The sequence below is a fragment of the Aerosticca soli genome (assembly GCF_003967035.1).
Taxonomy (GTDB): Bacteria; Pseudomonadota; Gammaproteobacteria; order Xanthomonadales; family Rhodanobacteraceae; genus Aerosticca; species Aerosticca soli.
Map to the genome: position 1 here is coordinate 2303889 of NZ_AP018560.1, position 26384 is coordinate 2330272.

At 67.5% G+C, this 26384-nt stretch carries 20 protein-coding genes; 2 read left to right on the plus strand and 18 right to left on the minus strand.

Features of this window, described 5'->3' with window-relative positions; genetic code table 11:
- Positions 1-98: 98 nt before the first annotated feature.
- Both rng and ALSL_RS10825 read right to left on the minus strand, forming a co-directional pair.
- Positions 99-1574, minus strand: coding sequence for a ribonuclease G (gene rng / locus ALSL_RS10820; RefSeq protein ID WP_126539064.1), 1476 nt, complete (start codon positions 1572-1574; stop codon positions 99-101).
- Between the two features lie 200 nt (positions 1575-1774).
- Positions 1775-2959 (minus strand): mechanosensitive ion channel family protein, encoded by a 1185-nt coding sequence (locus ALSL_RS10825; protein ID WP_231700209.1) that lies wholly within the window; start codon positions 2957-2959, stop codon positions 1775-1777.
- A gap of 69 nt (positions 2960-3028) precedes the next feature.
- Here ALSL_RS10825 and ALSL_RS10830 point away from each other — a divergent pair, with 69 nt between their 5' ends.
- Entirely contained in the window at positions 3029-3703 is a 675-nt protein-coding gene (locus ALSL_RS10830) for a Dph6-related ATP pyrophosphatase (protein WP_231700210.1), read from the plus strand.
- A gap of 76 nt (positions 3704-3779) precedes the next feature.
- Here ALSL_RS10830 and ALSL_RS10835 read toward each other — a convergent pair whose 3' ends face one another.
- From ALSL_RS10835 to kdpF, 8 genes are all read right to left on the minus strand, one after another.
- Positions 3780-6665 (minus strand): TonB-dependent receptor plug domain-containing protein, encoded by a 2886-nt coding sequence (locus ALSL_RS10835; protein WP_126539068.1) that lies wholly within the window; start codon positions 6663-6665, stop codon positions 3780-3782.
- A gap of 145 nt (positions 6666-6810) precedes the next feature.
- Entirely contained in the window at positions 6811-7515 is a 705-nt protein-coding gene (locus tag ALSL_RS10840; RefSeq protein ID WP_126539070.1) for a response regulator, read from the minus strand.
- Entirely contained in the window at positions 7512-10172 is a 2661-nt protein-coding gene (locus ALSL_RS10845; RefSeq protein ID WP_126539072.1) for a sensor histidine kinase, read from the minus strand. Before ALSL_RS10845 ends, ALSL_RS10840 begins: the two co-directional genes overlap by 4 nt.
- A gap of 29 nt (positions 10173-10201) precedes the next feature.
- The gene (gene kdpC / locus ALSL_RS10850) at positions 10202-10780 is read right to left on the minus strand and encodes a potassium-transporting ATPase subunit KdpC (protein ID WP_126539074.1); all 579 of its coding nucleotides are present in this window, start codon (positions 10778-10780) and stop codon (positions 10202-10204) included.
- Positions 10781-10843: 63 nt separating this feature from the next.
- Positions 10844-11593: a TorF family putative porin gene (locus ALSL_RS10855; RefSeq protein WP_231700211.1), complete on the minus strand. Its 750-nt coding sequence runs from the start codon at positions 11591-11593 to the stop codon at positions 10844-10846.
- A gap of 266 nt (positions 11594-11859) precedes the next feature.
- Entirely contained in the window at positions 11860-13932 is a 2073-nt protein-coding gene (gene kdpB / locus ALSL_RS10860) for a potassium-transporting ATPase subunit KdpB (RefSeq protein ID WP_126539078.1), read from the minus strand.
- A gap of 3 nt (positions 13933-13935) precedes the next feature.
- Positions 13936-15741: a potassium-transporting ATPase subunit KdpA gene (gene kdpA / locus ALSL_RS10865; RefSeq protein WP_126539080.1), complete on the minus strand. Its 1806-nt coding sequence runs from the start codon at positions 15739-15741 to the stop codon at positions 13936-13938.
- Positions 15738-15830 carry a K(+)-transporting ATPase subunit F gene (kdpF, locus tag ALSL_RS10870; RefSeq protein ID WP_126539082.1) on the minus strand — a complete coding sequence of 31 codons (93 nt, stop codon included), beginning with the start codon at positions 15828-15830 and terminating at the stop codon, positions 15738-15740. Before kdpF ends, kdpA begins: the two co-directional genes overlap by 4 nt.
- Before the next feature lie 266 nt (positions 15831-16096).
- Between kdpF and ALSL_RS10875 the strand changes: the two genes are divergently transcribed.
- A complete protein-coding gene (locus tag ALSL_RS10875; RefSeq protein WP_126539084.1) occupies positions 16097-17737 on the plus strand; it encodes a cytochrome c biogenesis protein DipZ in 1641 nt (546 codons plus the stop codon).
- A gap of 142 nt (positions 17738-17879) precedes the next feature.
- On the opposite strand, the gene nadD is transcribed toward ALSL_RS10875, so the two are convergent.
- The 8 genes from nadD to ALSL_RS10915 all read right to left on the minus strand — a co-directional run bounded on the left by nadD (position 17880) and on the right by ALSL_RS10915 (position 26320).
- Positions 17880-18530 (minus strand): nicotinate-nucleotide adenylyltransferase, encoded by a 651-nt coding sequence (gene nadD, locus ALSL_RS10880; protein WP_126539086.1) that lies wholly within the window; start codon positions 18528-18530, stop codon positions 17880-17882.
- Positions 18527-19549 (minus strand): DNA polymerase III subunit delta, encoded by a 1023-nt coding sequence (gene holA / locus ALSL_RS10885; protein ID WP_126539088.1) that lies wholly within the window; start codon positions 19547-19549, stop codon positions 18527-18529. The genes nadD and holA overlap by 4 nt, the downstream gene beginning before the upstream one ends.
- Before the next feature lie 4 nt (positions 19550-19553).
- Positions 19554-20099 (minus strand): LPS-assembly lipoprotein LptE, encoded by a 546-nt coding sequence (locus ALSL_RS10890; RefSeq protein ID WP_331457733.1) that lies wholly within the window; start codon positions 20097-20099, stop codon positions 19554-19556.
- A 5-nt stretch (positions 20100-20104) separates the two neighbouring features.
- Positions 20105-22744, minus strand: coding sequence for a leucine--tRNA ligase (gene leuS / locus ALSL_RS10895; RefSeq protein WP_126539092.1), 2640 nt, complete (start codon positions 22742-22744; stop codon positions 20105-20107).
- A gap of 84 nt (positions 22745-22828) precedes the next feature.
- Positions 22829-23449: a PqiC family protein gene (locus tag ALSL_RS10900; RefSeq protein ID WP_126539094.1), complete on the minus strand. Its 621-nt coding sequence runs from the start codon at positions 23447-23449 to the stop codon at positions 22829-22831.
- On the minus strand, positions 23446-25095 hold the full coding sequence (locus ALSL_RS10905; RefSeq protein WP_126539097.1) for a PqiB family protein: 1650 nt from the start codon (positions 25093-25095) through the stop codon (positions 23446-23448). The genes ALSL_RS10900 and ALSL_RS10905 overlap by 4 nt, the downstream gene beginning before the upstream one ends.
- Positions 25092-25718 carry a paraquat-inducible protein A gene (locus tag ALSL_RS10910; protein ID WP_126539099.1) on the minus strand — a complete coding sequence of 209 codons (627 nt, stop codon included), beginning with the start codon at positions 25716-25718 and terminating at the stop codon, positions 25092-25094. Before ALSL_RS10910 ends, ALSL_RS10905 begins: the two co-directional genes overlap by 4 nt.
- On the minus strand, positions 25715-26320 hold the full coding sequence (locus ALSL_RS10915; protein ID WP_126539101.1) for a paraquat-inducible protein A: 606 nt from the start codon (positions 26318-26320) through the stop codon (positions 25715-25717). Before ALSL_RS10915 ends, ALSL_RS10910 begins: the two co-directional genes overlap by 4 nt.
- Positions 26321-26384: the final 64 nt, after the last annotated feature.

Below are 26384 nucleotides of genomic sequence, written 5' to 3' on the forward strand. Positions count from 1 at the left end.
TGCCGCCGGTGACCGTCCCTGGACGATGGCGCCGCCCCACGCCAGTAGACGCCTGCGCCGCAGGCCGCAGCCCGGGCGCTCCGGCGGTCAGGCGATCCTCAAAGCAGCACCACATCGAACTGTTCCTGCGCGTAATGTTCCTCGGCCTGGAAGCGTATGCTCTTGGCGATGAACTCTTCCAGTTCGGCGACCGCCGCCGATTCCTCCTCCAGGATGCGGCCGACCACCTTGGGGCTGGCCAGCACCAGCAGCGCCTGCGCGCTGAACTGGCGCACCGCGCGGGTGATCTCGCGGAAGATCTCGTAGGTCACCGTCTCGGCGGTCTTCACCGTGCCGCGCCCGCCGCAGGCCGGACACGGTTCGCACAGCTGACGCTCCAGACTTTCGGTGGTGCGCTTGCGGGTCATCTCCACCAGGCCCAGCGGCGACATCGGATAGACCGTGGTCTTGGCGTGGTCGCGCGCCAGGCCCTTCTCCAGCGTGCGCAGCACCTGGCGACGGTGTTCCTCGTCGGTCATGTCGATGAAGTCGATGATGATGATGCCGCCCAGGTTGCGCAGCCGCAGCTGCCGCGCCGCCGCCTGCGCGGCCTCGAGGTTGGTGCGGTAGACGGTCTCCTCGAGATTGCGCGAACCGACGTAGCCGCCGGTGTTGACGTCGATGGTGGTCATCGCCTCGGTCTGGTCGATGATGAGATAACCGCCGGACTTGAGCGGCACCTGCTTGGTCAGCGCGCGCTGGATCTCGTCCTCGGCGCCGTAGAGGTCGAAGATCGGCCGCTCGCCCTCGTAGAGTTCGATGCGGTCGGCGAGCGAGGGCATGAACTTGCGCACGAACTTGAGCGCCTTGTCGAAGGTCTCGTGCGAATCCACGCGCACTTTCTCGATGTCCTCGTTGAGCAGGTCGCGCAGGCAGCGCAGGGGCAGCGAAAGCTCCTCGTAGACGCGCTCGCCGACCCGCGCACGGGCGATGTTCTCCTGCACCACGCGCCACACCTTGCCGAGGTAGGTGACATCGAAGGCCAGCGCCTCGGCACTCTGCCCCTCGGCGTTGGTGCGCACGATGTAGCCCAGCGGGTCCTCGCCGACCAGCGCGGCCATCACCTCCTTGAGCCGCGCGCGCTCGGCCTCGTCCTCGATGCGCGCGGAGACGCCCAGCGTGCGCGAATGCGGCAGCAGCACGAGATAGCGCGAAGGAATGGACAGGTGCGTGGACAGCCGCGCCCCCTTGGAACCGATCGGGTCCTTGACCACCTGCACGATGATCTCCTGGCCCTCCTGGACCAGCTCGCCGATCGCCATCGCATGCGCGCCGCCGGGCGGCGGCTCGGCGTCCTCCGGCAGCGGTGGGCGCAGGATGTCGGCCGCGTGCAGAAAGGCGGCGCGCTCCAAGCCGATGTCCACGAACACCGCCTGCATGCCGGGCATCACCCGCTGCACACGGCCCTTGTAGATGTTGCCGACATAGCCGCGGCGGGAGGCCCGCTCGACGTAGACCTCCTGCAGCATGCCGTTTTCGATGACGCCAACGCGGGTTTCGCGCGGGGTCACGTTGATCAGGATTTCTTCGCTCAAACGCTTCGGCCCTCGGAAAAAGCTCGCTCGGCCTGGCCGCCGTCGCCATGCGCCAGAGAGCCGGAAGGCTTGCCGCGCCCGCCGGAACCAACGTTCTGCGGGTGCGACGGCCGCCGAGCTCCGCCAGGTGCCTTGATAAGTGACTGTTTATAGCGGCAGGGTGAATGCGCTGTCGATGCGCAAGACCAGGACCGCGACCTCTACGGGACCGACGGCACCGGCCCGGAACCGCCACGGCCGCGGCGCGGCCCGCCATCCTCGGCCGACGGACTGGGCGGCATGGCCGCGGCCGACGGATGCACCGGCGAGCGTGCGGCCGAGGCGACCTGGCGGCCTTCCCACTCGGCGCGCCAGCGCGGCAGCGCCTCGGGATAGTTGGCCTGCACGAAGGCGATCAGACCCTCGCGCACGCGACAGCGCAGATCCCAGTTGAGGCCCGAATCGGCCGAGCTCACCAGGGCCCGCAGCTGCACGCCGCGTTCGTTGGCGTCGGTCACCTGCAGCACGCAGACCCGTCCGTCCCATTCGGGCGCCGCCTTGCACAAGCGGTTGAGCTCCTCGCGCAGGGGTTCCATCGGCACGCGGTAGTCCAGCCACAGGAACACGCTGCCGATGAGCTGCGCGCCGGTGCGCGTCCAGTTCTGGAACGGGTGCTCGATGAACCAGTTGAGCGGCACCACCATGCGCCGCTCGTCCCAGATGCGCACGATGACGTAGGTGCCGGTGATTTCCTCGATGCGGCCCCACTCGCCCTCGATGATGACCACGTCGTCCAGCCGGATCGGCTGGGTCAGCGCGATCTGCAGACCGGCCACGAGATTGCTCAGCACCGGCTTGGCGGCCAGACCGAAGGCCAGGCCGGCGATGCCGGCGGAGGCCAGCAGGCTGGCGCCCAGCTGTTCGGCGCCCGGCACCCGCATCAGGGCGGCGGCGGCGCCGAGCAGGATCACCACCACGTCGGCCACCCGGCCGAGCACCTGCACCTGGGTGGCGATGCGGCGCGCCTGCAGGTTGTTCACCACGTCCAGCGGATGGCGCCGCACGGCCGCGTTCACCAGCGCATGGATGCAGCGCACCACGAGCCATGTGGTCAACCCGATCAACACGATGACCAGAAGACGCCATGGCAGCTCGAACCGGCGCAGGTCCGCGGCCGGCAGGCTGTGCAGGGCGAACGACAGCAGCAGCAGCGGCAGGAGCCAGTCCAGCGGCACCGAGGTCTTGGCCTTGAGATCGGCCAGGAAGGCACTGCGCCGGGCCAGCCGCGCAAAAATCGCGCGGACGATGGCGCGCAGCACCGCCGCGCTGGCCAAGGCGAGCACCGCCAGCACGCCGAGGCGCATCCAGATGCTTTGATCCCAGAGCTGTTCGAAACTTGCGAGCATTCGGCCAGCATGCCTGCGCCCCCGTTGGCAGGATGTGCAAAACCGTCCACTCACGCTGCGGAGGCGCCCTTGCCCACTCCCATCCTGCTTGCCTGGAGCGGCGGCAAGGACTGCCTGCTCGCCCTCGCCCGCCTGCGTGCCAACCCGGCCTGGCGGGTGGTCGGGCTGCTCAGCACGGTCAACCGCCGCTTCGGGCGGGTGGCCATGCATGGCATCCGCCGCGACGTGCTCGCCGCCCAGGCCGCATCGCTCGATCTACCGCTGCTGGAAGTGCCGATGGACTGGCCGGGCAGCAACGAGGCCTACGAGCAGGCGTACCGGCAGGCGTTGATCGCGGCCGACCGGCGCTGGCCCGGGCTGCGGCACTGCGCCTTCGGTGATCTGTATCTTGCCGACGTGCGCGCCTACCGCGAACGCCAGCTGGCCACGCTCGGGTGGACGGGCGTCTTCCCGCTGTGGGGCGAGGACACCCGCCGCCTGGCACGCCGTTTCATCGCCGAGGGCCACCGCGCCCACGTGTGCTGCGTCGACACCGCCCAACTGGACGCCAGGTTCAGCGGCGTAGCCTATGACGAGGCCTTCCTCGCCGACCTCCCCGAGGGCGTGGACCCCTGCGGCGAGCGCGGCGAATTCCACACCTTGAGCCACGCCGGCCCGCTGTTCAGCCGACCGCTCAACCTGCGCCGTGGCGAATCGCTGTTGCGCGACGGAAGGTTTCAGTTCACGGATTTCGTATCTGCATAAATGAAATCATATAGCACACATAAAAAGGCCGCATACCTACAGGCATGCGGCCCAATATCACTACAAAAATTTCTATTTAAAATTTCATAGAAATTCTGGTCCAATAATACCGACCAACCGTGTCATAGGTGCGCTCGTCAGTATTGCCATTGAAACCATATTGCCACAACATCGGCGGCTTTTTGTCAAAAGCATTATCAATACCGACATCTAAGCGGAAGTTCCAAGGCGTTTGGTAGCCGAACTGCAAATCGGTTTTTGCATAAGCGCCGGCATGGAAACTTTGCACACCCGTATCGGGATCCGAAGCCTGGGCAATCGTACTATAGCCACTCGGCGTCGCTACAATGTCACCAAAGCGTACCCGGCTGACATAACGCGTGCGAATGCTGGCATCAAAATCCCCAAGACTCCACTGAACCCCGAGCAGCCCTCTTAGACGAGCAAAATTACCATCTCCTCCGTTGGCCGACGCATAGTATGTGCCAGCGAATTTATATTTGCTGCTGAGATCACCAGCAATAGCCTCACGGTTATACTCTTTGAGATACGTGGTATCCAATGTCACCACAAACGTACCAAAACTGAACTCAGGCAGCTTATAGCGTACGCCAAAATCTATACCAGAAACATCCAGCCGACCAACATTTTGTTCAGTGTTATTGACTGTATCGATTTCACCATTGACCGGATTACGGGTGATAAGACCACAATAACGACTGAAATTATAACATTGGTCGATAATGGTTTGAGTGCCGATGTTTCCGATAGTATCTTTCAAATAGATACGCCACAGATCCGCTGAGAGAGAAAGCCCCTCAATATAATGAGGATCATAGACAAATCCCCACGAAATAGACCGTCCATGCTCAGGCTTTAAAGAACTATTGCTCCCGTAAAGCGAACGGGTTTGAGATTGCCCCTGAACAAATCCTGGAGAAGCACCAGCACAAGCCGGATTGCCTGCTGCATAACCTGCACCAGAGCAAGGATCCTTATACGTATCAGAGCTCGGCGTAACCCCACCAAACAGATCACTGATCGTCGGCGCGCGGAAGACTTGATCAACCGTGCCGCGAATCAAAAGGTCATCAACAGGCCTATATTCAAATCCTACTCGACCATTCTTGGTTGAGCCCGCCTTGGAGAACTTCGAATAACGCCCACCAAGAGTAATATTCATAGATTTGACAAAAGGCTGGTCAGCAAGCAGAGGAACAAAAAGCTCTCCATACAGTTCTTTGACATTGGTGCTACCAGACTGAGCAGCCCTGCAAGCATCGGTACTTGTCAAACAAGTGCCGGCTTCCGGATCAGTAATCAACGAAACAAAATCCGGAGTCAATGAGGAGGTATCTTTCCGGTATTCTGCCCCTATCGAAGCACTGACCGCCCCGGCCGGCAAATTGAAAAGTTCACCATTGGCTGTAGCATAGGCCGTCTTTTCACTCGCATAACTTTGACTGGATGGCGTTACCCGAAGTTTGGCAAGCGCGTCGGCCGAAGTCTGTGGATTAAACAAATTGACCGGCACACAGTTGGATATTGGGTTGCTTGGTGTACCACAAGTGGGCACTCCATTATCATAAAAAGATGGACCAACCGCCTGCGCCAGACCTGCGTTATAATAATACCCTGTGAAGGACGATTTCTGCGTGGTACGTGCCCATACCACGCCGGCATCCCACTGCCATGTGGACTGTCCGAACTGGCCTCGGAAACCCATGTTCATCTGATCTGCTTGGGTACTATATTTTCCAAGTCGATCGCCGCCCACGACATCACGCCAGCCGCCAGAACTTATGTCTACCCCGAAAGGATTATAAATGCTGTTTTTCGAGAGAGGCGCGCCAATCTCAGTAAACAACAATGGCAACGGCGCAAGCTCATAGTTTGAACGGGTTTTTTGGGTAAAACCTGTAAAATACGCCTGCACCTTGTCGCTAAAATCATAATTGCCATTGACAAAAATGCCACCACGCTCGGCTGGCGTCATCTCCAGGTTATAAGGCGCGTAATTATACGTATCATTCCCAGGACCCGAACCCTTGTAACAGCGGAAATCCGATGGGCTAGTACCTGGCCGCCCATCAATACGAGTCAGCTTACTGCAATTGAAACCAAGCGCAGCCGCCACACCTGGGGGAAGGTCGTAACGCCCTCCGGGTATATTTGAAGAACCCTGCGCAAAAATATCGCCAAAATCATTATAAAGAGCCACCTTTGAAAAATCGCGCCGTCCAGCACTTATGGCGTCCTGCTTGTTATAATTCACGCCAACCGAAATATTTCCTTTTTCACCATTCTGACCAAAAACCGCCGAAAATCCACGTCGTTTACCATCCCCCCCATGATCGGACAATCCATAGTCAACGTTGAATTGCGCCCCTTGAAAATTCTTGCGGGTTATAAAATTGACCACGCCACCGATCGCGTCGGAGCCGTAGATCGTAGAGGCACCGTCTTTCAAGACTTCAACTCTCTCGATCATGGCAAGTGGAATGGAATTCAGATCTTGATAAGCCAAGCGATGGCCATCAAGCAAGAGCAGTGTACGCTGCGAACCCAAGCCACGAAGTGAAACGGTCGATGCACCGTCTCCACCACCATTATTAACCGTCGGATTGGTCGCGGCACCAGCAATTTCCGGTAGCTGCTGAACCAAATCGCCGAGCGTCACTTTGCCGGTACGCTCGATTTGCGCACGATCGATAGTAACAACCGGGTTAACGGTTTCAACGTCGACACGGCGAATGCGCGAACCAGTGACCGTCACTGCCTCCAGCTGCTTCGCCTGTTTGCTATCTGGAGCGGCTTGACCGCCACCTTGTGCAGCCGACTGAGTGGTTGCCGTGTCACCCGCCGGATTGGCATCCTGCGCATAAGCGGTGGCAACGAAACCCGCCCCCATTACAAAAGCGGCGCGAATGGCCAGTCCAAGTCGATTTTTGTAGACTTTCATGTGAGCTCCCCTATTTTTGACGGAAAGTCATTGGCCGAAGCCAGATAACGCCGAACCTGCTGAACCACCCAGTTGTCGAGCTGGGGTGACCCAAGTATTACGTTTTTGTGATGACGGAACAAGCGTGCCCGCAGCCAACGTCCCATCAATCCATCCGCCCGCCCTGGAAGCGATATCCAACGCCCGGCTCGGTCTTGAGCCACCGCGGCGCGGCCGGATCATCGCCGAGCTTCTGGCGCAGCTTGCCGACCACGATGCGCAGGTAATGGGTATCGTGCACGTGGCTCGGTCCCCAGATCTCGCGCAGCAGTTGCTGCTGCGTCACCACCCGGCCGGCGTGGCGCAGCAGCAGGGCAAGCACGGCGTATTCCTTGCGCGTGAGCGCGACCGGCGCACCGTCGAGCCACACCTCGCGACGGGCCTGATCGATGACCAATCGACCGTCGTCGTAACGTGGCGGCGCAGCGCCGGCGGGCGCGACGCGGTCGCGCAGCAGCGCGCGCAGACGCGCCATCAGTTCCTGGATACCGAACGGCTTGGTCACGTAGTCGTTGGCGCCGCCGTCCAGCGCGCGTACCTTCTCGTCCTCGGCGTCGCGCACCGACAGCATCAGCACCGGCACCTGGCTCCACTGGCGCAGCTCGGCCAGCACCTCGTGGCCCTCGCGGTCGGGCAGGCCGATGTCGAGGATCACCAGGTCCGGCGAGCGCGTGGCGGCCAGCGCCAGGCCCGCGGCGGCATCGGCCGCGAGCAGCACCTCGTAGCCTTCCGCGCGCAGGCCGATGTCGAGGAAGCGGCGGATCTGCGCCTCGTCGTCGATGACCAGCACGCGCGGGACAGGAGCGTTCATGGGGCCGAATCGGGCGGCGGCGGCAGCGGCAGGGCGATGCGAATGGTGGTGCCTCCGCCGGCGCGGGGCAAGGCCTCCACACTGCCGCCGTGCGCACCGATCATGCCGCGGCAGATCGCCAGCCCCAGCCCGGTGCCCTGCGGCGAGCGGTCGCCGCGCGACACCGAGTAGAACATGTCGAAGATGCGCGCGCGCTCCTCCTCCGGGATGCCGGGGCCGCGGTCGCCCACCTCGATCAGCAGCCGCTCGCCCACCACGCGCGCCTCCACGTGCACGGCCTGGTCCGGCGGGGAGAAGCGCGCGGCGTTCTCCAGGATGTTGAACAGCGCCTGCTCGATCAATGCGGGGTGCACGTAGAGCAGCACGGTGTCGGCCGGCAGCGCCATGTCCACGCGCAGCTCGGGGAACAGCCGGCGCAGGCGCGCCACGGCGGCGGCGGCGATCTCGGCCACGTCCACCCAGTCGCGGTTGAGCTTGAGCGTGCCGTGACCGAGCCGGGTCATGTCGAGCAGGTTCTGGATGTAGCGGTCCAGCCGCTGGCCCTCGCCCAGGATGGCTTCCAGCAGCTGGGCGCGCTCCTCCGCCGGCAGCTGCCCGCCGTAGCTGGCCAGCGTGCCGGCCGCGCCGATCATCGAGGCCAGCGGCGAACGCAGGTCGTGCGAGACCGAGGACAGCAGTGCGCTGCGCAGCCGCTCGGTCTCGCCCTGCACGCGCGCGCTCTCCAGCTCCTCCGCCAGCCGCGCCCGCTCCAGCGCCAGACCGATGTCCTGCGCCATCGCCAGCGCCAGGCCGCGGCGGTCGGCGTCGGGCTCGCCCTCCTCCGCGCCGAAGCGCAGTGCGGCGGCGCCGAGCGGGTTGTCGTCGCTGCCCAGCGGCAGGGTCCAGCAGCCGGCGGCGTTGAGGGTGTCGGTGTAGCGGCCGGCGGGCTCCGCGTGGCGGTCGCTCCAGTCGGCGGCGGCCACGTCCTGCGCGCTCAGCGCCAGGCCGCGCGGCCAGGTCGAGAGCACCCGCATCGTCCTGTCCGCGTCGCGGCCCAGGATCGCCGCCTGCGCGCCCAGCGCCTGCGCCAGCGCCTGCGCGCCCACGTCGCGCACGCCCTCGGCGTCGGCGCTGGCGGCCAGCCGCTGCCCCAGCGCCAGCAGCGCCCGCGCGCGCGTCTGCGCGCCGCGCAGCGATTCCACCTGGGTGGCCAGGCGGGTCGCCATGCGGCTGCACACCAGCGCCACCACCAGGAACAGCAGCACCGCCAGCACGTCGTCCACGTTGGCGATGGCGAGCGTGTAGCGCGGCGGCGCGAAGAAGAAGTTGTAGCCGAGGAAGCACAGCACGGCCGTATAGACGGCCACGAGCATGCGCGTGCGCGAGGCCACCGCCAGCACGGCGGTGAGGAAGATCAGCGCGAGGTTGGCCACCGACAGGTAGCGGTCGGCCAGGAACGCCAGGCCGAAGGCCGCCAGCGTGGCCAGCGTGGCGAAGGCGTACTCGCGGCGCGTGCCGCGGCCGCCGGGCAGCTGCAGGCGCCGCCGCGCCCGCGCGCGCTCGGCCGGAGTGGCGATGATCGCCAGCTCCAGGTGCGCGCCGCGGCGCAGCAGCTGCTGGGTGAGCGACAGGCCCAGCATGCGCGCCAGCGGCCGCTCGCGCGTGCGTCCCAGGATGATCTGCCCCACGCCCTCGCGGTCGGCGTGCGCCAGCAGCTCGTCGGCGACCGCCGGCCCGCGCAGGATCACCGCGTCGCCGCCGAGCCGGCGCGCTAGCCGCATCGCCGCGTCGACGCGCTCGCGGCGGGCCGGCTCGACCGCGCCGCCGGTGTCGACGAAGGCCACGCTCCACGGCGCGCCGCGCCTCTCGGCGATGCGCCGCGCCACGCGCACCAGGTACTCGCTCTGCGCGTGGCCGTCGATCGCGGCCAGCACGCGCCGGCGCACCGGCATGGCGCCGCCGCGCGCCAGCATGTGCTCGCGCAGGTCGCTCTCCACGTGGCTGGCGATCGTCTCCACCGCCAGCTCGCGCAGCGCGGCGAGGTTGGTGGGCGAGAAGAAGGCGTCCAGCGCCGCCGCCGCGGTCTCGGGCACGTACACCTTGCCCTGCTTGAGCCGCTCGATCAGCTCGCGCGGCGGCAGGTCCACCAGCACGATGTCGCGGGCGCGATCGAGGAAGGCATCCGGCACCGTCTCGCGCACGGTGATGCCGGTGATGCGACGCACCTGATCGTTGAGGCTTTCCAGGTGCTGCACGTTGAGCGTGGTGTAGACCTCGATGCCAGCATCGAGCAGTTCGGCCACGTCCTGCCAGCGCCGCTCGTGACGGCTGCCCGGCAGGTTGCGATGCGCCAGTTCGTCGACCAGCAGCACCGCCGGCCGGCGCGCCAGCGCGGCGTCGAGGTCGAATTCCTCGAAATCGCGATCGCGATGACGCACGCGGCGACGCGGCAACACCTCCAGGTCTTCGAGCAGGGCAGCGGTCTCGGTGCGACCGTGCGTTTCCACCACGCCCGCCACCACATCCACGCCCTGACGCTTCAATTCGCGCGCGGCCGACAGCATCGCGTAGGTCTTGCCCACGCCGGGCGCGGCGCCCAGAAAGACCTTCAGCCGACGCTGTTCCTCCTGCGCGGCGTCGAGCAGAGCATCCGCGCGGACCTGGCGATCGTCGTTCATGCGCGCTCGTTGCGGTGAGGAATCCTACGTTAGCGCTTTGACAGGGCATCCAGCGCGAGGTTGAGTTTCAGCACGTTGACGCGCGGCTCGCCGAGCACGCCGAACTGACGGCCGCTCGTGTGCTCGCGGATCAGTGACTCGACCCGGGCCTGCGTCAAACCGCGGACACGCGCCACACGCGCGGACTGGTAATACGCGGCGGACGGGCTGATTTCCGGATCGAGGCCGCTGCCGGAGGCGGTGACCAGGTCCACCGGGATCGGCGCATGATTGCCGGGATCGGCCGTTCGCAGCGCGGCGATGCGCTGCTTCACCGCGTCGGCCAGTGCCGGGTTGCTCGGCCCGAGGTTGGAACCGCCCGAGGCCACGGCGTTGTTCGCCATCGGGCTGGTAGCCGAAGGCCGCCCCCAGAAATACCCGGGATCGGTGAATGACTGGCCGATCAGCGCCGAGCCGGTCGGCCGGCCCTCGCGCATCACCAGACTGCCGGCCGCCTGCGTCGGAAACAACGCCGCCGCCAGTCCGGTGACGAGCAGCGGATAGGCCAGCCCGGTGATGACGCTCATCGCCAGCAGCATGGACAACGATTGACGCAGCAGCCTGTACATTTCGCACCTCGATGTTCACGAAAAAACGTAGCGGCCGCACTGACCGCTGCGCATTGCCGGACGCTAGAAAGTCCCTTGCACCATCACGAAGCCGCGCGTGCCGCCGACGTCGCGGGTATCGCCGGCATCCTGGAAACTCACCGTGTCGTTGTAGAAACCCGTGTTGGTGGCATGGGTGACACCCAGGCTCAGCGACCAGTGCGCGACGAACTGGTATTTGAGCGTGGCGCCGAAATCGTTGTAGCTCGGATTGCGCGCGCCGCCGGACGTCGGCGTGACCAGCTTGGTGGAGTAATCGGTGTGAGCGGCGTGCAGACCGAGCGTCCACTCCGGATCGAGCGGGAAACTGGCGTCGATCTGGTAGTACTCGGTGCCGCGCGAATCGTCGCGATAACCCTGTTCGGTATCGACGCCGAAATAATCGGTAAGCGCGCGGTTGTACTTCACGGTGAACTGCTTCCAGGTGAGCGCGAACTGGGCCTCGACGGTGTTGAAGTTGCGCGAGGGCAGCCCGGCTTCGTCCAGATTGCCGCCGGGATAGAAGTAGCCGTAGACGCCGGCCCGCCACGACCAATCGGTGGCGAAGCTGCGGCCATAGTTGGCGTACAAGTCCCATTCCATGGACGCGCCGGGATAGGTCTTGTCGCTGATGCTGGACGCCCAGGTGCCGGCGGCGAAGCCGTTGGCGGCGGTGTAGTCGGCGCCGCCCTGGATCGCCGGATGTCCCCAGCTCTGGGTGAGCCCGCGGAACACGTAGTCGCTGACCACAGCGACGTTGCCGGTGACCGGAGTCGGGGCATCTTCGGCCCTCAAGGCGGGACTTGCCGTCAGCAAAAGCAGGCTGCCGGCAAGCACGGATCGAAGCAAACTGACTGATACGGTCTTGTGCATGGTGATCCCCTCGCATGGCGTTACGGTGGTTGGATTGCGCGACGACGCGTCGACGCATGGATGCTGCGTCGCAACATCCGGCTCCACAGTAACAGCACTTGCCGTCGGCTGTCCGGATGTCCAGACGGCCGTAGCGCAATCGTCCGGTACGCGCCTTGGCGAAGACGCAAACCCTGCGTGGTGCGTCTTCATGAAAGCCCCAGCATGACCAGCAGCAGGTCGATCGCCTTGATGCCCGCGAACGGCACGGCAATGCCGCCCAGGCCGTAGACCAGCAGGTTGCGGCGCAGCAGCGCGCCGGCGCCGAGCGCGCGGTACTTCACGCCCCGCAACGCCAGCGGAATCAACGCGATGATGATCAGCGCGTTGAAGATCACCGCCGACAGGATCGCGCTCTGCGGCGTGGCCAGATGCATCACGTTGAGTGCGTTCAGCGCCGGATAGGTGCTGGCGAAGGCCGCCGGGATGATCGCGAAATACTTGGCGATGTCGTTGGCGATCGAGAAAGTGGTCAGCGCGCCGCGGGTGATCAACATCTGCTTGCCGATCTCGACCACCTCGATCAGCTTGGTCGGATTGGAGTCGAGATCGACCATGTTGCCGGCTTCCCTCGCCGCCTGCGTGCCGGTGTTCATCGCCACCGCCACGTCGGCCTGGGCCAGCGCGGGCGCATCGTTGGTGCCGTCGCCGCACATGGCCACCAGCCGGTTTTCGGCCTGGATGTCGCGGATCAGCTTGAGCTTGGTCTCCGGCGTGGCCTCGGCGAGGAAGTCGTCCACGCCGGCTTCGGCCGCGATGGCCGCCGCGGTGAGCGGGTTGTCGCCGGTGATCATCACCGTCCTGATGCCCATCCGGCGCATCTGCGCGAAGCGTTCCTTGATGCCGCTCTTGACGATGTCCTTCAACTCGATCACGCCCAGCGCCGTCGCGTCATCGGCTACCACCAGCGGTGTGGCGCCGCGCCGGGCGACCTCTTCGGCGGCCTGCCTGACCGCAGGCGGCAGATACGCGCCGGCGGCGGCCAGATGACGTTCCACCGCATCCAGCGCGCCCTTGCGGATGCGCCGCGTATCGAGATCCACGCCGCTCATGCGGGTCTGCGCGCTGAACGGCACGAACTGCGCGTGCACGGCTTCCGGTGCCGGTTCATGCAGGCCGAAACGCTCTTGGGCCAGAGCCACGATGCTGCGGCCTTCCGGTGTCTCGTCGGCCAGCGAGGCGAGCTGCGCGACCTCGGCCAGCCGGCGCTCGTCCACGCCAGGCGCGGCATGAAAGGCCACCGCCTGGCGATTGCCGAGCGTGATCGTGCCGGTCTTGTCCAAGAGCAGCACGTCCACGTCGCCGGCCGCCTCGACCGCGCGGCCGGAGGTGGCGATCACGTTGGCGCGGATCATCCGGTCCATGCCGGCGATGCCGATCGCCGACAGCAGCGCGCCGATGGTGGTCGGGATCAGGCACACCAGCAGGGCGACCAGCACGGTCAGCGTGATTGGCCGGCCGTGGCCGGAAGCCTGCACGCTGTAGATCGAGTACGGCAGCAACGTGGCGCAGGCGAGCAGGAAGATCAGCGTGAACTTGGCGAGCAGGATGGTCAGCGCGATCTCGTTCGGCGTCTTGCGCCGCGCGGCGCCCTCCACCATCGCGATCATGCGGTCGAGGAAGCTCTCGCCAGGGTTGCGGGTGATGCGCACCACCAGCCAGTCCGACAGCAGCTTGGTGCCGCCGGTGACCGCGCTCAGGTCGCCGCCGGATTCGCGGATCACCGGCGCGGACTCGCCGGTGATCGCGCTCTCGTCCACGCTGGCGACGCCTTCCACCGCCTCGCCGTCGCCGGGAATCGGATCGCCCGCCTCGACCAGCACGAAATCTCCCGCGCGCAGTTCGCCCGAGGGCGTGAAAGTGATGGCGGCGCGGTGATCGGCGGCAGCCAGTTTCTTGGCGATCACGTCCTTGCGCGAGCTGCGCAACGCGGCGGCTTGCGCCTTGCCGCGGCCTTCGGCGAGCGCCTCGGCGAAATTGGCGAACAGCAGGGTGAACCACAGCCACGCGCTGATCCAGAAGATGAAACCGACCGGCGCCTCGCCGTGGCCGGCGAGCGCCTGCACCCACAGCAGCGTGGTCAGCACGCTGCACACGAACACGACGAACATCACCGGATTGCGGAACTGCACGCGCGGCGACAGCTTGCGGAACGCATCGGCCGCGGCCTTGAGCGCGAGCGTGCGGTCGAAGCCGCTTGCGGCATGGGTATGCGTATTCATCGATCAATGTCCCGCCATCAGGTATTCGGCGATCGGCCCGAGCGCGAGCGCCGGCAGGAAGGTCAGTGCGCCGACCACGATCACCACGCAGGTCAGCAGCACCACGAACAGCGGCGTGTGCGTGGGCAAGGTGCCGGCCGAAACCGGCACGCGCCCCTTGCCGGCCAGCGAACCGGCCATGGCCAGCATCGCGATGGCCAGCGGGAAGCGCGCGAGGAACATGCACACGCCCAGCAGCACGTTCCAGAACGGCGTGTTCGCCGAGAGTCCGCCGAAGGCGCTGCCGTTGTTGTTGGAGGCCGAGCTCACCGCGTAGAGCACCTCGCTGAAGCCGTGCGCGCCGGGGTTGGCGATACCGGCCACACCGGCCGGCGCCAGCACGGCGATCGCGGTGCCGATCACCACCAGCGCGCATGGCAGCAGCACCGCCAGACTCGCCATCTTCATCTCGTGCGCCTCGAGCTTCTTGCCCAGGTATTCGGGCGTGCGGCCCACCATCAGGCCGGCGATGAACACCGCCACCACGGCGAAGGCCAGCATGCCGTACAGGCCCGAACCAACGCCGCCGAACACCACCTCGCCGAGCTGCATCAGCCACATCGGCACCAGGCCGCCGAGCGGCGTCAGCGAGTCGTGCATCGCGTTCACCGCGCCGCAGGAAGCGGCCGTGGTGATCGTGGCGAACAGGCCGGAAGAGGCGATGCCGAAGCGCGTTTCCTTGCCCTCCATGTTGCCGCCGGCCTGCAGCGCGGAAGCCTGCTGATCCACCGCCAGCCCGTGCAGCGCCGGGTTGCCGGCCTGCTCGGCCGCGACCGCGCCGATCGCCAGCGGCACGAAGATCACCAGCATGACGGCGAGAATCGCCCAGCCCTGCCGACGATCGCCGACCATCTGGCCGAAGGCGAGGCACAGCCCGCCGGGAATCAGGAAGATCGCCAGCATCTCGACGAAGTTGGAAAGCGGCGTCGGGTTTTCGAACGGATGCGCGGAGTTGGCGTTGAAGAAACCGCCGCCGTTGGTGCCCAGGTGCTTGATCGCGATCTGCGAGGCCGCTGGTCCCATCGGCAGGGTCTGCGTGGTCACCGCGATCTCGCGCGTCAGTGCGTGGCCGGCTGCATCCTGGCGCGCGTTGCCGGCGGCGTCCTTGAGCGTCTCGGTGTAGCTGGTGGCCTGTACCACCGGCACGTCCACGTAGGGTTTGAAGTTCTGCACCACGCCCTGCGACACCAGCACCAGCGCCATCAGCAGCGACAGCGGCAGCAGCACGTACAGCGTGCCGCGGGTGAGATCCACCCAGAAGTTGCCCAGGCCCCGGGCGCTGCGGCGGACGAAACCGCGCACGACCGCCACCAGTACCGCGATGCCGGTGGCGGCGGAGAGGAAGTTCTGCACCGCCAGCCCCAGCATCTGGGTGAGATAGCTCATCGTCGACTCGCCGGCGTAGCCCTGCCAGTTGGTATTCGTGGCGAAACTGATCGCGGTGTTCATCGCCGAGTCGGGTGCCACCGCGCCGAAATGCTGCGGGTTCAGCGGCAGCCACTGCTGCACGCGCTGCAGTAGATAAACGGCCAGCAGACCCAGTACGTTGAACGCGAGCATGGCCAGCGCGTAGCGCTTCCAGCCCATGTCCTCGGCGGGGTCGATGCCGCACAGGCGGTAGAGGCCACGCTCGATCGGCGCGCCCCAACGGGTGACGCGACTGCCAGGCGCATCGGCGAACACCCGCGCCATGTACCCGCCCATCGGCCTCACCAGCGCGAGCAGCACGGCCAGGAACAGGCCGATCTGGAGATAGTCGTTGGCAGTCATTCGAACCACTCCGGCTTGAGCAACGCCACGCACAGGTAGCCCGTGAGCGCCACGGCGATGACGATAGCCGCCGCATACATCAGGGTCATGGGATGTTTCCTCCGGAACTCAGCAACGACCGAGCCGCTCGCAGAGCCGCAGAAAGCCGTACGTCGCGGCCACCAGCACGACGGCGAAGAGCAGATAGACGAAATCCATCGAAATGCACGCCTTGCGATGACGACGGCGCGCACTCTAGGCGTCGGCGCATAAGAAAGGGGTAGCGCGAAGCCGCCCGGGCATATAAAAGCCGTAAAAAAATCGCGGCTTGCGCAGCGCGATCTCGCCAGGCACAAGTCCCGGAGGGCCCACTCCCATGCTTGCACCGATGCTGATCTACGTGGGCGGGCTGTTGAGCCTGGCGTGCCCTGGCCTCTGGCTGCTGTTGCCGTTCTTTGGCCTCGCCGGCACGCAGACGACCTTCCCGCGGCGAGGCATGCCGATGCTGGCCGGCATGACGATCACCGCAACGGCCATGCTGTATGCCGGGAGCCGCGATGGCGCCTGGCTGCCGCGCATCGGCCTGCCCCTACGGGCGTTCGCGCTGATCGCGCTGGCAGGGACCGCCCTGCGCAGACTGGCAGCGCGCGAACCGTCGCCGCTCGCCGCGCATCGCACCGGGGGCCCGGGCCGCCGGGCGCTGGCGCTCGGCGCGGCGATGGGCCTGGCATGGCTGCCCGATGCCAGCCCCATGGCCGATCTGATCCGGACCAGCGCGGCGCACGAGGAATCCGCTCCGGTCGCGATCATGATCCTGCTCACCTACGTCCTCGGCGCCGCCAGCGTGCTCGTGCTGGCCGGCGAGCTGCTGGTCGGGATCGCCACGGCGATACGACCGTCGGCGCGGCTGCGTCGCCTCGGCGGCGCACTCGCGCTGGCTGCCGCCATGCTCCTCGTCCTGCGCCCGCCGCAAGGCACGGCATCCGGCGAAAGCGCGCTCGAAAGGCGGCTCGTGGACGTGCTGCAGGCCCAGTCCGCCCAGGCCGCGGAACTGCCCTCACGCGCCGCGATGCCGTCGCTGGACGGTGCCACGGCCTGGCTCAACAGCCCGCCGCTCGACCGCACCATGCTGCGCGGCAAGGTGGTGCTGGTCGACTTCTGGACCTACTCGTGCATCAACTGCCTGCGTGCACTGCCCTACGTGCGCGCCTGGTACGACAAGTACAAGGATCATGGTCTGGTGGTGATCGGCGTGCACGCGCCGGAGTTCGACTTCGAAAAGGACCCGGCCCATGTCCGCCGCGCGGTGCGTGAGCTTGGCATCACCTATCCGGTGGCCATCGACGACGACTATGCGATCTGGAACGGCTTCGGCAATCAGTACTGGCCCGCGCACTATTTCATCGACGCCCAGGGCATCGTCCGCGGCCGCCACTATGGCGAGGGCGACTACGCCCGCAGCGAGGACACCCTGCGCGCGCTCCTGACCGAGGCCGGACGGCGTGATCTGCCGGCCGGTTACGTCCAGCCGCGCGCGCAAGGCGCACAGGCGCCCGACTCGCAGACGCCGGCGCGCTCGCCGGAAACCTATCTGGGCCACGCCCGCGCCGAGCGGTTTGCCGGCGGCCGCCTGCTGCGCGACGAGACTGGGGATTACCACCCGCCCGCACGGCTGGCCGTCGACGAATGGGCGCTGGCCGGGCGCTGGCGGGTCGGCGCCCAATCCGTGACCGCGTTGGCGGCGAACGACCGCATTCTGTACCGCTTCCGTGGCCGCGATCTCCACCTCGTGCTGGCACCGATGGCGGACGGCCGCGCAGTGCGTTTTCGCATCACCCTCGATGGCAAGCCGCCGGCCGCCGACCATGGCGTCGACGTCGATGCCGACGGCAACGGCACGGTGACCACGCAACGCCTTTACCAGCTCGTGCGCCAGCATGAGGGCAATGGCGAGCGCGAGTTCGCGATCGAATTCCTCGATCCCGGCGTACGCGCCTACGCCTTCACCTTCGGCTGACGAGCGGGCACCGCTCGGCGCGACGGCAGCGCGGCGCCGCGCTGCTGCACGACCACCGGCGGTCGGCCGCATCCGGCCCGCGGCGCGGCGGCCTGCGCGATGGCATGCCAGCCGAGCGACGACGTGCCGCAAGGACGGTGGCTCAAGCGCCCGCGCGGGTCCGGTACGGCGCGAGCAGCGCCGGTTCGTCGCTGAGCCCGGCCGGCAGCAGATAGCGCGGTTCGCGCCCCTGGGCGATGAGTTCGCGCACGCGGGTGGCGGAGATTTCGAGCGGCGTGACCGGCAGCGCGAGCACGCGGCCGGCAGGCTCGCGGCGCAGGAGCGCAGGATCGTCGACCCGGCGCCGCGCCACCGTCTCGCGCAACGCCTGCGGGCAGCCGGGCTCGGTGCCCGGCCGCGTCAGCACGCCGATGTGCGCGAGCGCGAAGAGTTTCTGCCAGCGATGCCAGCTCGTCAGGCCGGCGAAGGCGTCCTCGCCGAGCAGCAGCACCAAAGGCCGCGTGCCCTGCTCCGCACGCAGGTCGAGCAGGGTGTCGACGGTGTAGGACGGCCCGGCGCGATCGAGCTCGCGGGTGTCCAGGACCAGCCGCGACTGGCCGCGCAGCGCAATGCGCAGCATGGCCGCGCGGGTGGCCGCGTCGGCTACCGGCGGCGGCCGGTGCGGCGGCTGGCGGGCGGGCAGCAGGCGCACCTCGGCATCGAGCAGCTCGGCCGCCTCCCAGGCGGCATTCAAGTGCCCCAGATGGACCGGATCGAAGGTGCCGCCGAGGATCGCGAGCGGCCGGTCGTTCATAACAGCACGGCCGCGCGCGGCACGGCGATGGCGGCGAGGAGACGTTCGGCTTCGCGCCAGGCATCGCCGGTCGCGCGCCCCTTGGCGATGCAGTCGATGCGCGCGGCTTGTGCCAGACAGGCCTGCCAGTGTTCGCGCGGGGCGCGGCGCAGCGCCTTGCGGAACAGCTGTTCGCGCGCCGGCCACAGCCGTTCGGCGCGGGCCTGGGCGGCGAAGTCGCGCGCCTCGGCCAGCCGCAAAAGGAGCTGCAGCTGGTTGACCAGCCAGCCCATCAGCGCGATCAGCTCCTCGCCCTCATCGCGCAGCCCGGCCAGGATGTGCAGCGCCCGCGCGCCCTCGCCGGCAAAGGCTGCATCGGCGAGCTTGAAGACGTCGTAGCGTGCGCTGTCGGCGATCAGCGCTTCCATCTGCGCGGCGTCGATGGGCGCGCCGGCGCGATCGGCGGACGGCACCAGTACGGCGAGCTTGGCGATCTCCTGCGCCGCGGCGAGCAGGTTGCCCTCCATCCGCTCGGCGAGCAGCGCCAGGGCCTCACCGGTGGCGGTGAGGCCGTGCGCGGCCAGCCGCTCGCCGAGCCAGGCTTCCCACTCCTGCGGTCGCGGCGCGTTGAACACCACCATCACGCCGGTCTCGTCGAGCTTCCGGGTCCATGCGCCCTCGTGCTTGCCGCTCCACTCGGTGGCAGTGATCAGCAGCACGGTGTCCGGCGGCGGACTGGCGCAGAACTCGGCGATGGCCTTGGCGCCCTCGACACCGGGACGTCCGCCGGGCAGGCGCAGGTCGAGCAGTCGGCGGCTGGAAAACAGCGATAAGCCCGCCGCCGCACGGGCGAGCCCGTCCCAGTCGAAGGAGGGCCCGGCGTCGAGCACCTCGCGCTCGGCATAACCCAGTCGACGCGCCTGCGCGCGCAGCGCATCGGCCGCCTCCAGCACCAGGAGTTCCTCACCGGCCAGCAGATAGACCGGCGCCAGACGGTCGCCGGCCAGGGCCTTGCGCCACTGGGCAGGACCAAGCGGCATGGGGTCAGCGCCGCAGGTCCGCCGACGCCGCGGCAGGCGCGGCCTCTGCGCCCTGCAGGTGCCGTCCGGCCGCCTGCAGACGGAACAGGATGGACTGCACCATGTCGTCGTTGAGGCTGCGCTGCAGTTCCTCGACCTGGGTGTCGGTACCGACGGTGTTGGTGGCGTCGTAGGTGAATTCGCGCGACATGTCGATGCGCTGGGTCGGTACCAGCACCTGGCCGTGGCCGTCCTCCAGCGCGAACTCGACGTGGTAGTGCACCGCGTATTCGGTGATGCGCGCGGTGCCGCTGACGGTCAACGTGTCGGTGTTGAACTGCGCCACCGGGATCTTGAGCTCGGCGATGCCGGGGCCGGCATGGTCTTCCAGAACGACGCCGGCATGTTCCAGCGCGCGGGCGAGGTTGCGCTGCAGACCATTGCCGCCGTTGACGTCCAGATGCATGCGCTGCATCGACGGCGGCAGCGCCACGCTCTGGCGCAGATGGAAGCCGCAGCCGACGAGCGCGAGCAGGCCGAGCAGCAGGACCGCCTTGGTGGGGGCTTTCATGAGGTTCATCCTGCGACGATGTTGACGATCTTGCCGGGGACCACGATCACCTTGCGCACGCTGGCGCCGGCCAGGAAGGCCTGCACGTTGGGTTGCGCCAGCGCCGCCGCCTCGATGGTTTCGCGGCCGGCGTCTGCGGCCACCTCGATGGTGCCGCGCAGCTTGCCGTTGACCTGCACCGCTAGCGTCACCGTATCGCGCGCCAGGGCGGCGACGTCCACCCGCGGCCAGGGCTGATCCTCCAGCACGCACTCGGCGTGGCCGAGCACCTGCCACAGCCGATGGCAGACGTGCGGCACGACCGGGTTCAGCAGCAGCACCATCGCCTCCAGCACCTCGTGGCGCACGGCGCGGCCCTGCTCGCTCATGTCGGTGAACTTGCTCACCGCATTGAGCAGTTCCATCAGCGCGGCGATCGCGGTGTTGAAGGCGTGGCGGCGGCCGTAGTCGTCGGTGACCTTCTGGATGGTCTCGTGCAGCTGGCGGCGCAGCGCCTTCTGCGCGGCGTCGAGCCGCGCCGGATCGACGGCCGGATGGTCCGGCTGCGCGGCATGTTCGGTGACCTCGCGCCAGAACCGGCGCAGGAAACGCGCCATGCCTTCCACGCCCGCCTCGTTCCATTCCAGCGACTGCTCCGGCGGCGCGGCGAACATGGAGAACAGGCGCACCGTGTCGGCGCCGTACTTGGCCACCATCGACTGCGGATCGACGCCGTTGTTCTTCGACTTGGACATCTTCTCGATGCCGCCGATCATCACCGGCTGGCCGTCGGCCTTGAGCACCGCGCCGATCACCCGGCCGCGCTCGTCGCGGCGGATTTCCACGTCCGCCGGATTGATCCATTCCTTCGAGCCGTCGGCGTTCTCGCGGTAGAAGGTCTCGGCGATCACCATGCCCTGGCACAGCAGGTTGGTCGCCGGCTCGTCCGAGTGCACCAGGCCCTCATCGCGCATCAGCTTGTGATAGAAGCGGAAATACAAGAGGTGCAGGATGGCGTGCTCGATGCCGCCGATGTACTGGTCCACCGGCAGCCAGTAATCGGCCCGCGCATCGACCATGACCGGCGCATCGGGGCTGGTGTAGCGGGCGTAGTACCAGCTCGACTCCATGAAGGTGTCGAAGGTGTCGGTCTCGCGCTCGGCCGCGCCGCCGCAGGCCGGACACGTGGTCTTGCGCCATTCGGGATCGGTCTTGAGCGGCGAGCGCACGCCGGAGAACTCGACGTCCTCGGGTAGCACCACCGGCAGCTGGTCTTCCGGCACCGGCACGTCGCCGCAATGCGGGCAGCGGATCACCGGGATCGGGCAGCCCCAGTAGCGCTGGCGGCTCACGCCCCAGTCGCGCAAGCGGTAGTTGACCCGGCGCCGGCCCGCGCCCTTGCCTTCCAGCAGGGCGGCGACCGCGTCGAAGGCCTCGCGGTAGTTCTTGCCGTCGAGCGGACCTGAGTTGACCACTTTTAGGTCGGGGCGGGTCTTGTCCGCATACCAGTCCTGCCAGCGCGTGGGGTCGTAGCTTTCCCCGTCCACGGCGATGACCTGCTTGATCGGCAGGCCATACTTGGTGGCGAACTCGAAGTCGCGCGCGTCGTGGCCGGGCACCGCCATCACCGCGCCGGTGCCATAGCCCATCAACACGAAGTTGGCCACCCAGATCGGCAGTTTCTCGCCGGTCAACGGGTGGATGGCGTAAAGGCCGGTCGGCATGCCGCGCTTTTCCTGCGTCTCCAGCTCGGCCTCGGCGACGCCGCCCTTGCGCAGTTCCTCGAGAAAGGCGGCGAGCCCGGGGTCGCGCTGCGCCGCGCGACGCGCCAGCGGATGCTCGCCGGCGATGGAGATGAAGGTGACGCCCATCAGGGTGTCAGGACGGGTGGTGAACACGGTGAGCGGCGTGGATTCGCCTTCCACCGGGAAGTCGATCTCCAGCCCCTCGCTGCGCCCGATCCAGTTGCGCTGCATGGTCTTGACCGCCTCGGGCCAGCCCGGGAGCTGGTCCAGGCCGTCGAGCAGTTCCTGCGCGTAGTCGGTGATCTTCAGGAACCACTGCGGGATCTCACGTTTTTCCACCAGCGCGCCGGTGCGCCAGCCGCGGCCGTCGATGACCTGCTCGTTGGCGAGCACGGTCTGGTCGACCGGGTCCCAGTTGACCACCGCGTTCTTGCGGTAGGCCAGGCCCTTCTTCATCAAGCGCACGAACATGCGCTGCTCGTGCACGTAGTACTCGGGCCGGCAGGTGGCGAACTCGCGCGACCAGTCGATCGCGTAGCCCAGCGACTTGAGCTGCGCGCGCATGTGCTCGATGTTGGCGTAGGTCCACTTCGCCGGCGCGGTGCGGTTCTTGATGGCGGCGTTCTCGGCCGGCAGGCCGAAGGCGTCCCAGCCCATCGGCTGCAGCACGTTGCGGCCCTGCATGCGCTGGAAGCGGCTGATCACGTCGCCGATGGTGTAGTTGCGCACGTGGCCCATGTGCAGCGCGCCGGAAGGGTACGGCAGCATGGAAAGGCAGTAGAACTTCGGCCGCGCGGCGTCTTCCTTCACTTCGTAGGCGCGCCGCGCCTGCCAGAACCGCTGCGCGGCGGCTTCGACGGCGCCCGGCTCGTAGGCTGCCGCGGCGGTGGCGTTTGCAACGGGAGACTCGGTGTCCTGCATGGAAAATCGCTGCCCTGAAACGGTGGCGCCCGCCGGCCCGTGCCGCGCGGGTCAAGAACCGCGCAGCCTAGCAGAATCGCCCCATTACCCGGGACGCACCGCCGGCCCGGCCGGCGCGGACGGACACGTCGGTGCGCGCCCGGCCAGCAGCGGCCGGGCGGCCGCGGCGATCTGCGTGGCCAGACGGGCCAGCGCGCGCTGGTGCGCGGCCACCAGCGCGGCCGGCTCGGCACTGGCCGCCGGCTCGTCGATGGCGCTCGCGCAGCTGGCGAGCGGCCCGCCGGCGCCCATGCGCACACTCCAGGCCGCGTCGATGCGCACCACCGCGCCCGGCCCCGAGTCGAAACGGCGCAGATCCACCCGCACGCGCAACCGCGGCCGCCCACCGGCCGGTTGGCCACTGGCATCGGCGGCGCCCAGCGCGTCGACCAGATCGAGCGACAACGCACTGCGCAGCTCGTCGGGCAGCGGCGCGATCCAGCGCTCGCCGTCGAGCACGCCAAGGTCGCTGGCGCCGGTGCGCAGCACCAGCTGCGGCCGGTCCACCTGCGCCGGGACGCCGACCGGGGCGAGCTCGAACTCGAACGGCGCGTCGGCGGGCGCGGCACGCGCATCGGCCGGCGGCACCAGCGTGTAGTAGTGCGGCGGCGACGAGGCACAGGCGGCCAGCGCCAGGGCGAGCAGCGGCAGGAGGCGGCGGATCATGGCTTGCGTCCGGGGGAAGGTGGGGCCGGCGGCGGCGGTGCATCCTGGCGCCCGCGCAACAGCGCCTCGGGATGGACGCCGAGATAATCGGTGAGCGCGCGCAGCGAGCGGGCCATGCGTTGCAGCTGCTCCAGGGTATCGCCGAGCTCGCGCTGCAGCGGCGCGTCGGCCGAAAGGGCACCGTTGGCGCTGTGCAGCGTCTGCTGGGCGCCCTCCAAGGTGCGGTTGAGCTGTGGCAACAGCTGTCCGTTGACCTGCTTGAGCGCGCCGTCGAGGCCGGCCAGGCTGTCGTCCAGATGCCGGCCGATGCTGTCGAACGGGATCTTCTGCACCTTGTCGACGATCTGCACCACCTGTTCCTGCAGCTTGTCGAAGCTGCCGGGCGCGGTGGGCAGTTCCAGCGGCTTGGCCCGGGGGTCGAACGTCGCCTTGGGCGCATTCGGCACGAAATCCAGGGCGACGTACATCTGCCCGGTCAGCAGGTTGCCGACCCGCATCTGCGCGCGCAGGCCGTGCGCGACCAGGGTGCCGAGCAGCCCTTCCTCGCCGCCGTGGCTCGCCGCCGCGGCGGCGAGCTTCTCGTAGGCGCGCCCCAGCCGCTGCGGATAGAGCAGCGCGCCGACCAGCGCCGGGAAACGCTGGCGCCCGGCGTCGTAGTCGAGATTGATCGAGACTACCCGGCCGATGTTGACGCCGAGGAACTCCACCGGCGCACCGACGGCCAGGCCGCGCACGGACTGGTCGAAGCGCATGCGCACGTACTGTCCCGGGCCGTCCGGCGGCGCCATCGCCGTGGCGCGGTCGGCGAACAGGGTGAAGCGGGTGTCCTCCGCGGCCGGCGTGGTGTCGTGCGGGCCAGGCGGATCCTGGAAGGCCACGCCGCCGGCGATCACGGTGGCCAGCGACTGGCTGTTGACCTTGAGCCCGTCCGCGCCCAGCGAGACGTCCACGCCGCTCGCATTCCAAAAGCGCGCCGAGCGCGTCACGTAGCGGTCGTTGGGGCCGTCGACGAAAATGCGCAGGGTGACGCCCTTGCCGTCCTCGTCGAGCTGGTAGGAGGACACCCGGCCGACCCGGATGCGGCGGTAATAGACCGGCGAGCCGATGTCCAGCGAGCCCAGGTCGTCGCTGTGCAGGACGAAGCTCTTGCCCGGCGCGCCACGCATCACGGCCGGCGGATTTTCCAGGCCGACGAAGAACGCCTTGCGTTCCTGTGAATCGCCGACATCGGCGCCGATGTAGCTGCCCGAAAGCAGCGTGCCGACGCCGGATACGCCGCCCAGGCCGATGCGCGGACGCTCGACCCAGTAGCGCGTGCCGGCGGTGGCGAAGCTCTCGGCGCTCTTGTTGAGCGCCACCTTGACGATCACCCGCTTGCGGTCCTCGCTGAGATCGACCGCCTCGACCCTGCCGATCACCACGTTCTTGTACTTGACCTCGGTCTTGTCGGCCTCCACGCCCTCGGCGCTGGCGAAGCTGATGCGGATGGTCGGCCCCTGCTGCAGCCAGGCCTTGACCGCCAGTGAAAGGCCGACCAGGGCGGCCAGGGTCGGCACCAGCCAGATCAGCGAGGCGTTCAGGCGCCGCCGCCGCACGGCCGGCTCGGGCAGGTCATCGTAGGGGCCGGGCTTGTGCTCGTCGCTCATGGAGCATCCTTGTCGGTATCCCAAGTCAGGCGGGGATCGAAACTCATCGAGGCCAGCATGGTGAGGATCACCGTGAGGCCGAAGTAAATCACGCCGGGCAGCGGCTCCACCTCGCTGAAGAAACCGAAGCGCACCAGCGCGGTGAGCAGCGAGACCACGAACACGTCCAGCATCGACCAGTAGCCGATCAGGTCGACCAGCCGGTACAGCCGCGCACGCTGCACCTGCGCCCAGCGGCTGCGGCGCTGGGCGCACACCAGCAGCGTGGCAAGCACGACGAACTTGAGCATCGGCACCATGATGCTGGCGGCGAACACAATCACCGCCAGGTCCGGCGAGCCCTTGACCCACAGCTCGACGACGCCGCTCAGGATGGTGTTGTCGTCCACGTCGCCCAGACTGACCGTGCGCATGATCGGCAGCAGGTTGGCCGGTATGTAGAAGATAAAGGCGGCGATCAGGAACGCCCAGCTGCGCGCCAGGCTGCCGGCCTTGCGCCGGCGCAGGACGGCGCCGCAGCGCGGGCAGGCCGCCTGCGCCAGCGGTCCCGGCGCCCGGCAGACCTGGCCGCACACGGTGCAGCCGACCAGGCCGAGCTCGACCGCGCGCGGCGGCGCGCTCATGCCGCCGGCTCCCGGGCCAGCTCCCACAGGCGGCGCAGGTCCACGCCGGAGAACACCGTGATCAGCATCATCAAGGCGACATAGCCGTACAGGCCGGGGTCGGTCGCCACCTCGAAATACGCGCGCACCTTGACGATCGCCACCAACGTGCCGAGCACGAACACCTCGTTCATCGTCCACGGCCGCAGATAGTGCAGCGCCACCATCGCCGGCCGGAAACCCGCCCCGCGCCGGCCGCGCCGGGCCTGGACCAGCACCAGGCCGAGCAGCAGCATGCGCAGCGCCGGGAAGAAGAACAGCGTCGCCGCCGCGATCACCGCCACGATCGGCGCGCCGCGCTCCCACATCGCCAGGATCACGCCCCACAGCCGCGCCGAGACGTGCTGGCCGTTGAGGCCCAGGGTCACGATCGGCCAGACGTTGGCCACCACGAAGACGATGCCCGAGGTCAGCACCAGCGCGAGCAACTCGTTCACGCCCAGCCCGTGATGGCGGTCGAGTTCCGCGCCGCAGCAGGCACAGCGCGCCACCTCGCCGCGCGAGAGCGGCCGGCGCCGGTGGACGGTGTCGCAGTCCTCGCAGATCTGCAAAGAGGTATCCAAGGGTCTTTTACGAAGCGGAATCGTCGGAAGGTTCCATCATGATGCCGGAATGCGTGCAGATGGC

Coding starts and splice junctions, on each gene's coding strand:
- ALSL_RS10825 (WP_231700209.1), bottom strand. CDS start 2,959: ATGCTCGCAAGTTTCGAACAGCTCTGGGATCAAAGCATCTGGATGCGC.
- ALSL_RS10835 (WP_126539068.1), bottom strand. CDS start 6,665: ATGAAAGTCTACAAAAATCGACTTGGACTGGCCATTCGCGCCGCTTTT.
- ALSL_RS10840 (WP_126539070.1), bottom strand. CDS start 7,515: ATGAACGCTCCTGTCCCGCGCGTGCTGGTCATCGACGACGAGGCGCAG.
- ALSL_RS10845 (WP_126539072.1), bottom strand. CDS start 10,172: ATGAACGACGATCGCCAGGTCCGCGCGGATGCTCTGCTCGACGCCGCG.
- kdpC (WP_126539074.1), bottom strand. CDS start 10,780: ATGTACAGGCTGCTGCGTCAATCGTTGTCCATGCTGCTGGCGATGAGC.
- kdpB (WP_126539078.1), bottom strand. CDS start 13,932: ATGAATACGCATACCCATGCCGCAAGCGGCTTCGACCGCACGCTCGCG.
- kdpA (WP_126539080.1), bottom strand. CDS start 15,741: ATGACTGCCAACGACTATCTCCAGATCGGCCTGTTCCTGGCCGTGCTG.
- kdpF (WP_126539082.1), bottom strand. CDS start 15,830: ATGACCCTGATGTATGCGGCGGCTATCGTCATCGCCGTGGCGCTCACG.
- ALSL_RS10875 (WP_126539084.1), top strand. CDS start 16,097: ATGCTTGCACCGATGCTGATCTACGTGGGCGGGCTGTTGAGCCTGGCG.
- nadD (WP_126539086.1), bottom strand. CDS start 18,530: ATGAACGACCGGCCGCTCGCGATCCTCGGCGGCACCTTCGATCCGGTC.
- holA (WP_126539088.1), bottom strand. CDS start 19,549: ATGCCGCTTGGTCCTGCCCAGTGGCGCAAGGCCCTGGCCGGCGACCGT.
- ALSL_RS10890 (WP_331457733.1), bottom strand. CDS start 20,099: ATGAAAGCCCCCACCAAGGCGGTCCTGCTGCTCGGCCTGCTCGCGCTC.
- leuS (WP_126539092.1), bottom strand. CDS start 22,744: ATGCAGGACACCGAGTCTCCCGTTGCAAACGCCACCGCCGCGGCAGCC.
- ALSL_RS10900 (WP_126539094.1), bottom strand. CDS start 23,449: ATGATCCGCCGCCTCCTGCCGCTGCTCGCCCTGGCGCTGGCCGCCTGT.
- ALSL_RS10905 (WP_126539097.1), bottom strand. CDS start 25,095: ATGAGCGACGAGCACAAGCCCGGCCCCTACGATGACCTGCCCGAGCCG.
- ALSL_RS10910 (WP_126539099.1), bottom strand. CDS start 25,718: ATGAGCGCGCCGCCGCGCGCGGTCGAGCTCGGCCTGGTCGGCTGCACC.